The sequence below is a fragment of the Pseudomonas sp. ok272 genome, assembly GCF_900109995.1.
Taxonomy (GTDB): Bacteria; Pseudomonadota; Gammaproteobacteria; order Pseudomonadales; family Pseudomonadaceae; genus Aquipseudomonas.
This window is the reverse complement of sequence record NZ_FOCB01000001.1, coordinates 274,078-289,523: the sequence shown is the minus strand read 5'-3', so window position 1 is coordinate 289,523 and position 15,446 is coordinate 274,078. Positions and strand designations below refer to the sequence as shown.

The 15,446-nt window shown below is 59.4% G+C and carries 12 protein-coding genes; 3 read left to right on the top strand and 9 right to left on the bottom strand.

All coding sequences use genetic code 11. From position 1 onward, the window contains the following. Positions 1 to 27: 27 nt before the first annotated feature. From bamA to rpsB, 9 genes are all read right to left on the bottom strand, one after another. Entirely contained in the window at positions 28 to 2,418 is a 2,391-nt protein-coding gene (gene bamA / locus BMW74_RS01320) for an outer membrane protein assembly factor BamA (RefSeq protein ID WP_093412443.1), read from the bottom strand. 73 nt (positions 2,419 to 2,491) lie between these two features. Next, positions 2,492 to 3,844: a sigma E protease regulator RseP gene (gene rseP, locus BMW74_RS01315; protein ID WP_093412440.1), complete on the bottom strand. Its 1,353-nt coding sequence runs from the start codon at positions 3,842 to 3,844 to the stop codon at positions 2,492 to 2,494. Between the two features lie 53 nt (positions 3,845 to 3,897). After that, entirely contained in the window at positions 3,898 to 5,088 is a 1,191-nt protein-coding gene (ispC, locus tag BMW74_RS01310) for a 1-deoxy-D-xylulose-5-phosphate reductoisomerase (RefSeq protein WP_093412437.1), read from the bottom strand. Further along, entirely contained in the window at positions 5,085 to 5,891 is an 807-nt protein-coding gene (locus tag BMW74_RS01305; RefSeq protein WP_093412434.1) for a phosphatidate cytidylyltransferase, read from the bottom strand. Before BMW74_RS01305 ends, ispC begins: the two co-directional genes overlap by 4 nt. After that, the gene (gene uppS, locus BMW74_RS01300; protein ID WP_093412430.1) at positions 5,891 to 6,646 is read right to left on the bottom strand and encodes a polyprenyl diphosphate synthase; all 756 of its coding nucleotides are present in this window, start codon (positions 6,644 to 6,646) and stop codon (positions 5,891 to 5,893) included. The genes BMW74_RS01305 and uppS overlap by 1 nt, the downstream gene beginning before the upstream one ends. A gap of 13 nt (positions 6,647 to 6,659) precedes the next feature. Next, complete coding sequence (gene frr, locus BMW74_RS01295) at positions 6,660 to 7,217, bottom strand: ribosome recycling factor (RefSeq protein ID WP_093412427.1); 558 nt, start codon at positions 7,215 to 7,217, stop codon at positions 6,660 to 6,662. Next, complete coding sequence (gene pyrH / locus BMW74_RS01290; protein ID WP_071487452.1) at positions 7,214 to 7,957, bottom strand: UMP kinase; 744 nt, start codon at positions 7,955 to 7,957, stop codon at positions 7,214 to 7,216. Before pyrH ends, frr begins: the two co-directional genes overlap by 4 nt. Before the next feature lie 208 nt (positions 7,958 to 8,165). Further along, positions 8,166 to 9,029, bottom strand: coding sequence for a translation elongation factor Ts (gene tsf / locus BMW74_RS01285; protein ID WP_093412424.1), 864 nt, complete (start codon positions 9,027 to 9,029; stop codon positions 8,166 to 8,168). A 190-nt stretch (positions 9,030 to 9,219) separates the two neighbouring features. Continuing rightward, on the bottom strand, positions 9,220 to 9,957 hold the full coding sequence (rpsB, locus tag BMW74_RS01280; RefSeq protein ID WP_003219330.1) for a 30S ribosomal protein S2: 738 nt from the start codon (positions 9,955 to 9,957) through the stop codon (positions 9,220 to 9,222). A 371-nt stretch (positions 9,958 to 10,328) separates the two neighbouring features. Between rpsB and map the strand changes: the two genes are divergently transcribed. From map to dapC, 3 genes are all read left to right on the top strand, one after another. Further along, positions 10,329 to 11,111 (top strand): type I methionyl aminopeptidase, encoded by a 783-nt coding sequence (map, locus tag BMW74_RS01275; protein ID WP_093412421.1) that lies wholly within the window; start codon positions 10,329 to 10,331, stop codon positions 11,109 to 11,111. 42 nt (positions 11,112 to 11,153) lie between these two features. Continuing rightward, entirely contained in the window at positions 11,154 to 13,856 is a 2,703-nt protein-coding gene (locus tag BMW74_RS01270; RefSeq protein WP_093412417.1) for a [protein-PII] uridylyltransferase, read from the top strand. Between the two features lie 109 nt (positions 13,857 to 13,965). Continuing rightward, positions 13,966 to 15,165: a succinyldiaminopimelate transaminase gene (dapC, locus tag BMW74_RS01265; RefSeq protein WP_093412414.1), complete on the top strand. Its 1,200-nt coding sequence runs from the start codon at positions 13,966 to 13,968 to the stop codon at positions 15,163 to 15,165. The last annotated feature ends 281 nt before the right edge of the window (positions 15,166 to 15,446 follow it).

Genomic DNA, 15,446 nt, shown 5'->3' with positions numbered 1-15,446 from the left:
CCATTGTCGTTATCTTGAGTTAGACGCTTAGAACGTCTGACCGAGGGAAAATTGGAACACTTGGGTTTCAGCGTTATCAGGTTTCTTGACCGGCATGGCCAGCGCAAAGCTCAAAGGACCCAATGCGGTGACCCAGGTCACGCCAACGCCCACGGAGCTGGCCAGGTTGCTCAGACTGATGTCGTTGCATTGCGTGTTGGACTTCGTAACACCATTGGTGTTGGTGCTCTGATCACACTTGGAATCGAACACGTTACCCACGTCCCAGAACACAGAGGTACGCAACGAACGCTGGTCCTTGACGAACGGCAGTGGGAACAACAACTCCGCACCACCCTGGATCAATACGTTACCACCAAACGGCAGCGGATCCTGGTCCGGGTCAGCGATCGTACCCACGTTACCGGTATCTTTGGCGCCACGGCTCGGCGTACTACGCGGCCCCAAGGTACTGTCCTTGAAGCCACGAACCGAGTTGAAGCCACCAGCATAGTAGTTTTCATAGAACGGCAAACCATCGGTGGAACCATAACCGTCGCCATAACCCAGTTCGGTATGCAGGCGAACGGTGTAGTTGTCACTCAGCGGCTGGAACAACTGGCCACGGTAGTCGAGCTTGAAGAACGACAGGTCGCTGCCCGGTGTAGTGGCTTCCAGGGTTACGCTCTGGGAGTGGCCACGGGTCGCCAGCACACCCTTGTTCAGGGTCGACTCGGACCAGCCGGCCGACGCCTTGAAGTTCAGGTACTGATCACCTTCCCTGTTCACGAAGTCGAAGATCTCGTCAACGGTGTATTGACCGGTCTTGATCTTGTCTTGCTGTGCCGTCAGGCCGAAGGTCAGGCGGGAAGTCTCGCTGATCGGGTAACCAACGCTGACGCCCGCACCCAGGCTGTCTACTGCATAGCTGGCTACGTCGACGTCGAGGTCTTTGTAGTCGGTGGTGCGATAGAACGCGTTGTAACCCAGGCTCACGCCATCAGCAGTCCAGTAGGGGTCCACATAACCGAAGTTATAGCGGCTCTGGTATTGACTGCGGGTCAGGCCAATGCTGACCTTGTTACCGGTACCCAGGAAGTTGTTCTGGGTGATCGAGCCACCGAGGATCAAACCGGCACTCTGTGCAAAACCGACGCTGGCGGTAATCGAGCCGGACGCCTGTTCCTCAACGCTGTAGTTCACATCAACCTGGTCATCCACGCCCGGTACAGCCGGGGTCTCGACGTTGACTTCCTTGAAGAAGCCCAGACGCTCCAGGCGGGTCTTGGATTGATCGATCAGGTAGGTCGAAGCCCAGCCACCTTCCATCTGGCGCATTTCACGACGCAGCACTTCGTCTTCCGACTTGGTGTTGCCGCGGAAGTTGATGCGGTTGACGTAGGCACGCTTGCCCGGGTCGACGACGAAGGTGATATCAACCGTGTGATCATCGTCATGAGGCGACGGTACGCCGTTGACGTTGGCGAAGGTGTAACCCTCGTTACCCAGGCGACGGGTGATCAGCTCGGAAGTGGTGGTCATCAGCTTGCGCGAGAACACCTGGCCTTGCTGCACCAGCAGCAACGCCTTGACCTGGTCTTCAGGCACCTTCAGGTCACCGCTCAGTTTTACGTCACGGACCTTGTACTTCTGGCCTTCGTTGACGTTGACAGTGATGTAGACGTGTTTCTTGTCCGGGGTGATCGACACCTGGGTGGAGGCGATATCCATGTTGATATAGCCACGATCCAGGTAGTAGGAGCGAAGGCGCTCCAGGTCACCGGAGAGTTTTTCGCGGGCGTACTTGTCATCGTTCTTGAAGAACGACAGCCAGTTGCTGGTCTTGAGTTCGAACAGGTCGATCAGGTCTTCGTCGGGGAAAACGGTGTTGCCCACGACGTTGATGTGCTGGATCGCTGCAACGGTACCTTCGTTGATATTGACCTTCAGGCCAACGCGGTTGCGCGGCTGGGGCACAACTTCAGTATCAACGGTTGCCGAGTAGCGGCCCTGGGCTACGTACTGACGCTGTAGCTCGTTACGCACACCTTCAAGCGTCGCCCGCTGGAAGATTTCGCCTTCGGCCAGACCGGACTGCTTGAGGCCTTTCATCAGGTCTTCAGTGGAGATCGCCTTGTTGCCTTCGATCTCGATACTGGCGACCGACGGGCGCTCGACTACCGTGATGACCAGGACATTGCCGTCGCGACCCAGTTGGATGTCTTGAAAGAAACCGGTTTTGAACAGCGCACGAGTGGATTCCACCAGGCGACGATCGTCCGCCTGCTCACCGACGTTCAACGGCAAGGCACCAAAGACGCTACCCGCGGAGACCCGCTGGAGGCCATTGACGCGAATATCGGAGATAGTGAAGGACTCGGCGTGAACTTCGGCGATCATCAATACGGAGAGAACCGCAGTTAGCAGCAGACGTTTCATGAAGTCCTTTCTTATTCCAACTGGCAATAAACAAACTGCCGCAAATGCGGCAGATTCGCAATTCAGCGAAGCGTTACAGTCGACCCAGATCGTTGACCAGGGCAAGTAACATCACCCCGACCACCAAGCTGATACCGATCTGTATCCCCCAACCCTGCACCCGATCTGACAAGGGGCGACCACGCACCCACTCGATCAGATAAAACAACAAATGCCCCCCATCCAGTACAGGAATGGGCAACAAATTCAGAACCCCCAGGCTAATACTCAGATAAGCAAGGAAATTCAGGAAATCAGCGACACCCGACTGGGCAGAAGCGCCCGCCACTTTAGCAATGGTTATCGGTCCACTCAAGTTTTTTACCGAGAGCTCGCCGAACAACATTTTCTTGAGCGAGTCGAGGGTCAGTACACTCATGGTCCAAGTGCGCCTTGCACCCTCGCCAATGGCCGCCAAGGGACCGAAACTGACTTCACGGACCATCTCTGGTGGCCAGTCGACAGCCTTTACCCCTGCACCCAGATAACCACCCGCCGCTTTCGCTTCGCCGCGTGTCGCCAAGGTTACCGGGACGTCGATTTGAGCACCGTCGCGCTCGACGCGCAGCATAATTTTGGTATCAGGACGTACACGGACCCAATCCACCACTTGCTGCCAATCGCTCAAGGCCTGACCGTCGAGCGCCAGCAGGCGGTCGCCGGCCTTCAGGCCTGCCGCTTGCGCCGGCCCCTTGGGGTCGAGTTCCGCCAGCACCGGCGGCAACGCCGGACGCCATGGACGAATGCCCAGGGAGCGGATCGGGTCCGGCTCATCGGCGCCCTTGAGCCAATGATCCAACACCAACTCGCGCGGCGAGTCGACCGTAGAGCCTTGCTCGCGCACCAGCAACTGCAGGGCACCGCTCTCACCAAGACGCCGGACCAGTTGCAGGTTAACCGCGCCCCAGCCCACGGTCGGCTCGCCATCGATGGCGACAATCTCCTGCCCGGCGGTCAACCCCGCCTTGGCCGCGATACTGCCCGCCTCGACACCACCGATGACCGGACGCAGTTGCTCGCTGCCCAACATGGCCAGCACCCAGAAAAACACCAGGGCCAGTAAAAAATTGGCAATCGGGCCCGCCGCAACGATTGCAATGCGCTGGCGCACGGTCTTGCGATTGAAGGATTGATCTAACTGCTCGGCCGGGACTTCGCCTTCGCGCTCATCAAGCATCTTGACGTAGCCGCCCAGCGGAATAGCAGCAATCACAAACTCGGTGCCGTGCCGATCATGCCAGCGCAGCAGCGGCATGCCGAAGCCTACGGAAAAGCGCAGCACCTTGACGCCACAGCGGCGGGCGACCCAGAAATGGCCAAACTCGTGGAAGGTGACCAGCACGCCCAATGCCACCAGGGTGCCGACAATCATATAGAGCGCGCTCATCTACTTTCTCCGTATTCCCGCTCAGCACTACCGCTGGCCAATCGGCCACCACACTATCGCCCGTGGCGACCCAACCAACGCTGCGCCAACTCACGCGCTTTAGCGTCCGCCGTAAACACTGCATCCAAGTCATCGACCGCAACCACGGGCTCGAGGTTCAGGACCTCCTCGATGATACTCGCGATCTCCAGGTAACGGACACGCCCATCAAGAAACGCCGCAACTGCCACCTCATTCGCAGCATTCAACATGGCCGGCGCACTGTTGCCCGCCTCTGCCGCCTGGCGTGCCAGGCGCAGACACGGGAAACGCTGTTCGTCAGGCGCCTGGAAGTCCAAGCGCGCGATGGCAAACAAATCCAGGGGTGCCACCCCGGAGTCGATACGCTCCGGCCAGGCCAGCGCATTGGCAATCGGTGTGCGCATATCCGGATTACCCAATTGCGCGAGTACCGAGCCGTCTACATAGTCGACCAACGAGTGAATCACGCTCTGCGGGTGAATCACCACTTCAACCTGTGACGGCTTGGCATCGAACAACCAGCAGGCCTCGATCAGTTCCAGGCCCTTGTTCATCATGCTGGCCGAATCGACCGAAATCTTGCGCCCCATCGACCAATTAGGGTGGGCGCACGCTTGATCCGGCGTCACATCCACCAGCTCATGCATTGGCGTCTGGCGAAAGGGACCACCAGAAGCCGTCAGCAAGATCCGCCGGACACCCACCGCACCCAGTCCGCGGGAAAAGTCTGCCGGCATGCACTGGAAAATGGCGTTGTGCTCACTGTCGATCGGCAACAACACCGACCCACTCCGATGCACTGCCTGCATGAACAAGGCGCCGGACATCACCAGCGCCTCCTTATTGGCCAACAGGATTTTCTTGCCGGCCTCGACCGCGGCTAGGGTCGGCCGCAAACCCGCGGCCCCGACAATGGCCGCCATCACCGCATCGACTTCAGGGTCAGAGGCGACCTGACACAGCCCCTCCTCCCCCACCAGCACCCGAGTCGACAGTCCGGCCGCCCGCAGGTCATCCTGCAAACGTCGCGCCGCCACAGGCTCCGGCACCACCGCGAAGCGCGGCACATGGCGAATGCACAGGGCCAGCAACTCACCAAGCCGGGAGTAGCCACTCAAGGCAAACGCCTGGAAACGATCAGGATGACGTGCAATGACGTCGAGGGTGCTCAGACCGATGGAGCCGGTCGCCCCAAGAACGGTAATCTGTTGGGGACGACTCACGGCGCCGCCATCCAAAGCAGCACGGCGAACACCGGAATCGCGGCGGTCAGGCTGTCGATTCGATCCAGCACCCCGCCGTGACCAGGCAGCAGGTTACTGCTGTCCTTGATCCCCGCCTGGCGCTTGAACATGCTCTCGGTCAGGTCGCCCACCACCGAAATGAACACGATGATGGCTGCACCGATCAACCCCAGCAGCACCTCGCCGACACTCCAATCACGAACCAGGCCGACAATGAGGGCAAGCACCAAACTCAGCGCCAGGCCACCGTAGACGCCTTCCCAGCTCTTGCCTGGACTGACCAGCGGCGCCAGCTTGCGCTTGCCAAAGGCCCGACCAGAGAAATAAGCGCCGATGTCGGCACCCCAGACCAGCACCATCACCGCCATGATCAACCCGTTCCCCAGCGGGTACTGCTTGATCAGGACCAGGCCTTGCCAGGCCGGCAACAGTATCAGCAGGCCGATCACCAGCTTGCAGGCCGCACTGGCCCAATGCTCGCTGGTCCTGGGGTAAGTCAGCACCAGGAAGGTCGCCACCCCCCACCACAGCACGGCAGCGCCCAGCACCCAGGGCGCAAGCCCCGGCACCAGGTGCATGACAAACAGCATCGCGGCCACGACAGCGGCATAGGCCACACGGATCGGCTGGGCCTCGAAACCTGCCAGGCGCGCCCACTCCCAGGCACCGAGGGTTACCACCAGGCCGATGAACAGCGCAAAGCCGGAGCCTTCAAGCAGAAAAAAACCGCACAAGGCAATCGGCAGCAGGATCAGTGCCGTAATGATTCGTTGTTTAAGCATTAAACCCGGGCTCCAGCTTCGACCTGCTCGCTCGTTTTACCGAAGCGACGCTGGCGAGAAGCGAAATCGGCCAGCGCATTGCGCATGGCTTCGTGTTTGAAGTCCGGCCAGAACAGGTCGGAGAAGTACAACTCGGAATAAGCGAGTTGCCATAGCAGGAAGTTGCTGATGCGATGTTCGCCACCCGTGCGGATGCACAAGTCCGGTAACGGCAGGTCGCCGGTAGCCAGGCAGGTTTGCAACAGCTCTGGAGTGATGTCGTCAGGACGCAGGTGCCCCGCTTGAACCTCCCGCGCCAGACGCTGTGCAGCCTGGGCGATATCCCACTGACCACCGTAGTTGGCGGCGATCTGCAGGACAAAGCGATTGGCGCCCGCCGTCATCGCCTCGGCTTCACGCATGGCTGCCTGAAGCTCGGGGTGAAAACGCGAACGGTCGCCAATGATGCGCAAGCTGATGTTGTTCTCGTTAAGGCGCTTGGCCTCACGACGCAACGCCTTGAAGAACAGGTCCATCAGCGCACTGACTTCATCGGCGGGGCGCTGCCAGTTTTCACTGGAGAACGCAAACAGGGTCAAGACCTCGACACCCGATTCAGCGCACACCTCGATAACAGCGCGCACCGCATCGACGCCCGCCTTGTGCCCGGCAACGCCGGGCAGGAAGCGTTTTTTGGCCCAGCGATTATTACCGTCCATGATAATCGCGACGTGACGCGGCACCGAGGGCGGTGCAGGTTGCTTGTTCTTTTCCATGAAAGCGCGACCCTTATACGGCCATCAAATCCGCTTCTTTTTGCTTGGTAGCTGCATCGATATCAGCCTCAGCCTTATCGGTCAGCTTCTGGATGTCGGCAGCAGCGCGACGCTCTTCGTCTTCGCTGATTTCCTTGTCCTTGACCAGCTTCTTCAGGTCGCTCAATGCGTCACGGCGGATATTACGCACGGCAACACGAGCATCTTCCGCTGCACTACGTGCCTGCTTGGTGAAGCCCTTGCGGGTCTCTTCAGTCAGGGCCGGCATGGAGATCAGCAGCAACTCACCCAGGTTGGTTGGGTTGAGGTTCAAGCCAGCACTCTGGATCGCCTTGTCGACCGCTGCGAGCATGTTGCGCTCGAAGGCCACGACTTGCAGGGTACGAGAGTCCTTCACGGTGATGTTGGCCACCTGGGTGATCGAGGTGTCTGTGCCGTAGTACGGCACCATCACGCTGCCCAGGATACTTGGGTGTGCCTTGCCGGTACGAATCTGACCAAATGCATGGTTCAGCGAGTCCAGGGATTTCTGCATGCGCTCTTGAGCGTCTTTTTTGATTTCGTTGATCATTGTTCGATTTCCTCGATCAGAGTCCCTTCCGCGCCGCCGTGTACGATGTTCAGCAGGGCGCCGGGCTTGTTCATGTTAAATACGCGCAGCGGCATCTTGTGGTCGCGGCACAAGCAAATAGCAGTCAGGTCCATTACACCCAGCTTGCGATCCAGCACTTCATCATAAGTCAGATGATCGAACTTCTCGGCATGCGGGTCTTTGAATGGATCTGCAGTATAAACACCGTCAACCTTCGTGGCTTTGAGCACCACATCCGCATTGATCTCGATACCGCGCAGGCATGCCGCCGAATCGGTGGTGAAGAATGGATTGCCGGTACCCGCGGCGAAAATCACCACTTCCTTGGCATCCAGGTGACGCATGGCTTTGCGCCGATCATAGTGATCAGTAACGCCGACCATCGAAATCGCCGACATTACGATAGCGGTGATGTTGGCTCGCTCAAGGGCGTCGCGCATGGCCAGAGCGTTCATCACAGTGGCCAGCATGCCCATGTGGTCGCCTGTAACCCGATCCATGCCGGCAGCACTCAGTGCCGCACCGCGGAACAGGTTGCCACCACCAATCACCAGACCCACCTGAACACCGATACCGACCAGTTGGCCGACTTCCAGTGCCATGCGGTCGAGTACCTTGGGATCGATCCCGAACTCTTCGGAGCCCATCAGGGCCTCGCCACTAAGCTTGAGTAGAATGCGTTTATAGCGAGCCTGATAACCACTGCCCTGCTGAGCCATTGCGAATCTCTCCTGTGGCGTTTGTTAAAAATTCTTTGCTGGCTGTTTACAGCCTGCGTTCACTCTAGCTTGACGCTGTCACAGCGCCATCGGATCACGGCTTTGTAAGCCAGTTCCGACGAGAATCCAAATAAATTGGCATCCCCATCTGAAAAGAGGCTGCGCGCGTGAGCGGGCAGCCTCTCTTGGGCGACAGTTGAAAACTGTCTTATTGCTTCGAAGCAGCCAGTTGAGCAGCAACTTCTTCAGCGAAGTTGTCGACTGGCTTCTCGATGCCTTCACCTACTTTGTAGTAAGTGAAAGAAACGATTTCAGCGCCGGCTTTCTTGACCAGAGCACCAACGGTGATTTCTGGGTTTTTAACGAAAGCCTGTTCAACCAGGCTGGCTTCAGCCAGGAACTTGCTGATACGACCGGCAACCATTTTTTCAACGATTTCGGCTGGCTTGCCTTTGATCTTGTCTTCGTTGAGCTGCATGAACACGGCTTTTTCGCGCTCGATAGCTTCAGCGGAGACCTGCGTTGGCAGCAGGAACTCAGGGTTGGTCGCTGCAACGTGCATGGCAACGTCTTTAGCCAGCTCTTCGTCGCCGCCTTTGAGCGCGACAACAACACCGATTTTGTTACCGTGCAGGTAAGCACCCACAACATCACCTTCGATACGAGCCAGGCGACGGATGTTGACGTTTTCGCCAACCTTGGCAATCAGCGCTTCGCGAGCCAATTCCTGAGCGGCGATCAGCGGAGCTGCGTCGGTCAGTTTTTCAGCGAAGGCTTTCTCAACGCTTGCAGCGACGAAGTTCTTGAAATCGTCTTGCAGGGCCAGGAAGTCAGTCTGCGAGTTCACTTCCAGGATCACGGCAGCCTTGCCGTCGCCCTTGATAGCGATTGCGCCTTCAGCAGCAATGTTGCCTGCTTTCTTGGCAGCCTTGATGGCGCCCGAAGCGCGCATGTCATCAATGGCTTTTTCGATGTCGCCGTCAGCCTTGGTCAAGGCTTTCTTGCAATCCATCATGCCTTCGCCAGTACGCTCGCGCAGTTCTTTGACCAACGCTGCAGTAATCTCTGCCATTTCAAAATTCCTCTTGGATAGGTTATCAACCATTCCACCCGATCGAACGGGCGTTCAATTCTTCCCGAACCACCTTTGTTAGCTGCCACACATTACAGTTAAAGCAGTGGGCGCCGACAAATGGTTTTCGAGGTGGCAAAAAGGGGGCCAAGCCCCCTTTTTGCTTACTGAGTCAACGCCAAGGCGTCAGTTACTCAGCTGCTGCTACCGGAGCTTCTTCTACGAACTGCTCGGTGCCGCCAGCAACGTGGTTGCGACCGCGGATGACAGCGTCAGCCATCGAACCCATGTACAGCTGGATAGCGCGGATTGCGTCATCGTTGCCTGGGATGATGTAGTCAACGCCTTCCGGGCTGCTGTTGGTATCGACTACGCCGATAACCGGGATACCCAGCTTGTTGGCTTCGGTGATCGCGATGCGCTCGTGATCAACGTCGATAACGAACAGTGCGTCAGGCAGACCGCCCATGTCCTTGATACCACCCAGGGAACGATCGAGCTTTTCCAGGTCGCGAGTGCGCATCAGCGCCTCTTTCTTGGTCAGCTTGGCGAAAGTACCGTCTTCGGCTTGCACTTCAAGGTCACGCAGACGCTTGATGGAAGCACGGATGGTTTTGAAGTTGGTCAGCATGCCGCCCAACCAGCGGTGATCGACGTACGGCGAACCGCAACGTGCTGCTTCTTCAGCAACGATCTTGCCAGCGGAACGCTTGGTGCCGACGAACAGAATCTTGTTTTTGCCCTGGGCCAGGCGCTCTACGAAGGTCAGTGCCTCGTTGAACATTGGCAGGGTTTTTTCAAGGTTGATGATGTGGATCTTGTTACGCGCGCCGAAAATGTACTTACCCATTTTCGGGTTCCAGTAACGGGTCTGGTGACCGAAGTGCACACCGGCCTTCAGCATATCGCGCATGTTGACTTGGGACATGATAGTTCCTTAATAAGTCGGGTTTGGCCTCCACGTATCCCAATGACCAACCAGCAGCTTCAGCTGAAGGCACCCAGGTCATCGTGTCGACACGTGTGTGGATTTAAGCCTTTCGGGGTATCCCCGGAAAGCGGCGCATTTTATATCATACCGAGGGCGAAAACGAAACCCGGATTGTAAAAACCAGGCGCCCGCCCGGGTTCTACCCTTGGAATCGTCCAAGAATGCGCCATTCTATAGGGCAACGCGATACACAGAGCCACGGATTTGCCGTAATCGTCTGTTAGAATCGCCTTTTTCAGGGCCGCGAGCAGCATCGCGCCAAGCCCATTGCGTATTAGAAAACGCCACTGAGCGTAGAGAGAGCCTGTATGACTGTCACCCTCAAATCCCCAGAGGACATCGCAAAAATGCGCGTCGCCGGCAAACTCGCCGCCGAAGTGCTGGAAATGATTGCCGAACACGTCAAGCCCGGCATCACCACCGAAGAGCTGGACCGCATCTGCCACGACTATATCGTCAACGTGCAGCACGCCATCCCTGCCCCGCTCAACTACAAGGGCTACCCGAAGTCGATCTGCACCTCGATCAACCACGTGGTCTGCCACGGCATCCCGAATGAGAAGCCGCTCAAGGATGGCGACACCCTGAACATCGACGTGACGGTGATCAAGGACGGCTTCCACGGCGACACCAGCCGCATGTTCCACGTCGGCAACGTGCCGGTCTGGGCCGAGCGCCTGTCGCAGATCACCCAGGAATGCATGTACAAGGCCATCGAAATCGTCAAGCCAGGCTGCCGCCTGGGCGACATCGGCGAGATCATCCAGAAGCACGCTGAAAAGAACGGCTTCTCGGTCGTGCGCGAGTTCTGCGGCCATGGCATCGGCAAGGTGTTCCACGAAGAGCCGCAGATCCTGCACTACGGCCGCGCCGGCACCGGCATGGAACTCAAGGCGGGCATGACCTTCACCATCGAGCCGATGATCAACCAGGGCCGCGCCGACACCAAGGTGCTGGGCGATGGCTGGACCGCCATCACCAAGGACCGCAAGCTCTCCGCCCAGTGGGAACACACCCTGCTGGTGACCGACACCGGTTACGAGATCTTCACCCTGCGCAGCGATGACACCATTCCACGCGTATCCGCCTGACCTGCCGTTCCCAGCTTTATAGATAGATAGGAAAGCCAATCGATGCCGCAGGTGGATCCCGAACTCTTCGACCGCGGCCAGTTCCAGGCTGAACTGGCCCTGAAGGCAAGCCCTATCTCGGCCTTCAAGAAGGCGATCCGCCAGGCTCGCGAGGTGCTCGACGGGCGCTTTCGCGCAGGCCGGGACATTCGCCGACTGATCGAGGATCGTGCCTGGTTCGTCGACAACATCCTGCAAAAAGCCTGGGAACAGTTCAGTTGGAGTCAAGACGCCGATATCGCCCTGGTCGCCGTCGGCGGTTATGGGCGCGGCGAATTGCACCCCTATTCCGACATCGACCTGCTGATCCTGCTGGACAGCGCCGATCACGAGATTTTCCGCGACTCCATCGAGCGTTTTCTCACGCTGCTATGGGACATTGGCCTGGAAGTCGGCCAGAGCGTGCGTTCAGTGGACGAATGCGCCGAAGAAGCCCGCGCCGACCTGACCGTCGTCACCAACCTGATGGAAAGCCGCACCATTGCCGGCCCCGAACACCTGCGCCAGCGCATGCTCGAAGTGACCAGCACCGCACACATGTGGCCGGCCAAGGAGTTCTTCCTCGCCAAGCGCGCCGAACAAAAAGCCCGCCACCATAAGTACAACGACACCGAATACAACCTGGAGCCCAACGTCAAAGGCTCGCCGGGCGGCCTGCGGGATATCCAGACCATATTGTGGGTGGCCCGCCGCCAATACGGCACGCTGAACCTGCGCGCCCTGGCCGGCGAAGGCTTCCTGGTCGAAAGTGAAAACGCCCTGCTCGCCTCGTCCCAGGAGTTTCTCTGGAAGGTGCGTTACGCCCTGCACATGCTCGCCGGGCGTGCCGAAGATCGCCTGCTGCTCGATCACCAGCGCTCGATTGCCGGCCTGCTGGGTTTTGAAGGCGATGATGCCAAGCAGGCCATCGAAAACTTCATGCAGCAGTACTACCGAGTGGTGATGAGCATTGCCCAGCTCAGTGACCTGATCATCCAGCACTTCGAGGAAATCATCCTCGCCCCGGAAGACGAGGCACTGCCGCAACCCATCAATGCGCGCTTCCAGTTGCATGACGGCTACATCGAGGCGATCAACAGCAACGTGTTCAAACGCACGCCGTTTGCCATGCTGGAGATCTTTGTCCTGATGGCCCAGCAACCGGAAATCAAAGGCGTGCGCGCCGATACCATTCGCCTGTTGCGCGAACATCGCGGCCTGATCGACGACGATTTCCGCCACGACATCCGTAACACCAGCCTGTTCATCGAGCTGTTCAAGTGCAAGTTCGGTATCCACCGCAATCTGCGGCGGATGAACCGCTACGGCATCCTCGGGCGCTACCTGCCCGAGTTCGGTTTCATCGTCGGGCAGATGCAACACGACCTGTTCCACATCTATACGGTCGACGCCCACACCCTGAACCTGATCAAGCACCTGCGTAAATTGCAGTACACCCAGGTGTCGGAAAAATTCCCGCTGGCCAGCACGCTCATGGGCCGCCTGCCCAAGCCCGAGCTGATCTACCTCGCCGGGCTCTACCACGACATCGGCAAGGGCCGGCATGGCGATCACTCGGAGATCGGCGCCGTCGATGCGCAGGCGTTCTGCCAACGCCATCAACTGCCGGTCTGGGACAGCCGCCTGATCGTCTGGCTGGTGCAGAACCACCTGGTGATGTCCACCACCGCCCAGCGCAAGGACCTGTCCGACCCGCAGGTGATCCACGACTTTGCGCAAATCGTCGGTGACGAAACCCACCTCGACTATCTGTATGTGCTGACGGTGTCCGACATCAACGCCACCAACCCGACCCTGTGGAACTCCTGGCGCGCCAGCCTGTTGCGCCAGTTGTACACCGAGACCCAGCGCGCGTTGCGCCGTGGCCTGGAAAACCCGGTGGACCGCGAAGAGCAGATCCGCCAGACCCAGGACGCCGCCCTGGATATCCTGGTACGCGGCGGCACGGACCCGGACGACGTCGAACAACTCTGGTCGCAACTGGGTGATGACTACTTCCTGCGCCACACCGCCGACGACGTGGCCTGGCACAGCGACGCCATCCTCCAGCAACCGGCCGAAGCCGGTCCACTGGTGTTGATCAAGGAAACCACCCAGCGCGAGTTCGAGGGCGGCACACAGATCTTCATCTACGCCCCCGACCAGCACGACTTCTTCGCCGTGACGGTGGCGGCGATGGACCAGCTCAACCTGAACATCCACGACGCACGGATCATCACCTCCAGCAGCCAGTTCACCCTCGACACCTACATCGTGCTCGACACCGATGGCGACTCGATTGGCGACAACCCGGCCCGGGTCAAACAGATCCGCGACGGCCTGAGCGAAGCCCTGCGCAACCCGGATGACTACCCAACCATCATCCAGCGCCGGGTGCCACGCCAGCTCAAGCACTTTGCCTTCGCCCCCCAGGTGACCATCTCCAATGACGCCCAGCGCCCTGTGACGGTGCTCGAACTCAGCGCCCCGGACCGTCCCGGCCTGCTGGCGCGGATCGGCGGGATCTTCCTGGAGTTCGACCTGTCGCTGCAGAACGCCAAGATTGCCACCCTGGGCGAGCGGGTCGAGGACGTATTCTTCATCACCGACGCTCACAACCAACCGCTGTCAGACCCTGAACTCTGCCGCCGGCTGCAGGATGCAATCGTTGAGCAACTGAACGTCAACCATGAGCCCGACATCAAGCTGTCGCGCATCAACATTTGAGCCACCCCATTCCACCCTGTGGGAGCGAGCCTGCTCGCGAAGCTGTCGTCGTGCCGACTGACACCTCGCCTTCGCGAGCAGGCTCGCTGCCACACTGAACGAGGCCCCCATGAACAACGCCCTGAACCAGCTCCAGCCCTACCCATTCGAGAAACTGCGCTCCCTGCTCGGTGCCGTCACGCCCAACCCGGACAAGCGCCCGATCGCGCTGTCCATCGGCGAACCGAAGCACCGTTCGCCCAGCTTTGTCGCCGAAGCCCTGGCCAGCAACCTGGACCAGATGGCCGTGTACCCGACCACCCTCGGCATCCCGGCCCTGCGCGAAGCCATCGCCGCCTGGTGCGAACGGCGCTTCAACGTGCCCAACGGCTGGCTGGACCCGGCGCGCAACGTGCTGCCGGTCAACGGCACGCGCGAAGCCTTGTTCGCCTTCACCCAGACCGTGGTCAACCGCGGTGACGATGCGCTGGTGGTGAGCCCGAACCCGTTCTATCAGATCTATGAAGGCGCCGCCTTCCTCGCCGGTGCCAAGCCGCACTACCTGCCGTGCCTGGATGAAAACGGCTTCAACCCGGACTTCGACGCGGTCTCGGCCGATGTCTGGAAGCGCTGCCAGATCCTGTTCCTGTGCTCGCCAGGCAACCCCACCGGCGCGCTGATCCCGGTGGACACCCTGAAGAAGCTGATTGCCCTGGCTGACGAACACGACTTCGTGATCGCCGCCGACGAGTGCTACAGCGAACTGTACTTCGACGAACAAACCCCGCCACCGGGCCTGCTCAGCGCCTGCGTGGAACTGGGCCGCCAGGACTTCAAGCGCTGCGTGGTGTTCCATAGCCTGTCCAAGCGTTCCAACCTGCCGGGCCTGCGTTCGGGCTTCGTGGCCGGAGACGCCGAGATCCTCAAGGGCTTTTTGCTGTATCGCACCTACCACGGTTGCGCCATGCCGGTTCAGACCCAACGGGCCAGCATCGCCGCCTGGAACGACGAAGCGCACGTACGCGCCAACCGCGACTTGTACCGCGAGAAATATGATGCGGTGCTGGCGACCCTCAGCCCGGTCATGGACATCCAGCGCCCGGACGGTGGCTTCTACCTCTGGCCAAACGTAAAGGGCGACGACGCCGCGTTCTGTCGCGACTTGTTTATCGAGGAACACGTGACCGTGGTCCCGGGCTCCTACCTGTCGCGGGAAGTTGACGGATTCAACCCAGGCGCAGGCCGCGTGCGTCTGGCCCTGGTTGCGCCGCTGGCCGAATGCGTCGAAGCCGCCGAGCGGATTCGCGCGTTTATCCAACGCCGTCCGTAAGCCCCAGGTACATCGCCTGTTCGCGAACGCCGCAGTGCATTCGACATTCCTGTTGACTGACGCACCGCCTTCGCGAGCAGGCTCGCTCCCACAGTTTTGAACGGGGTACATCCGCAAGAGATTGGTCGGCTGGCAGGCCGCCTTCGCGACGGTGCGGCGATCCGTCAGGCGCACTCCCACACGACGGCCCGTGCTCACTTAACACGCAATAACACACATCAGGTAACACCTTGCCGTCGAAGTGCCACATTAGCCGCTTAGACTAAGGGCTGGCTTTTGCA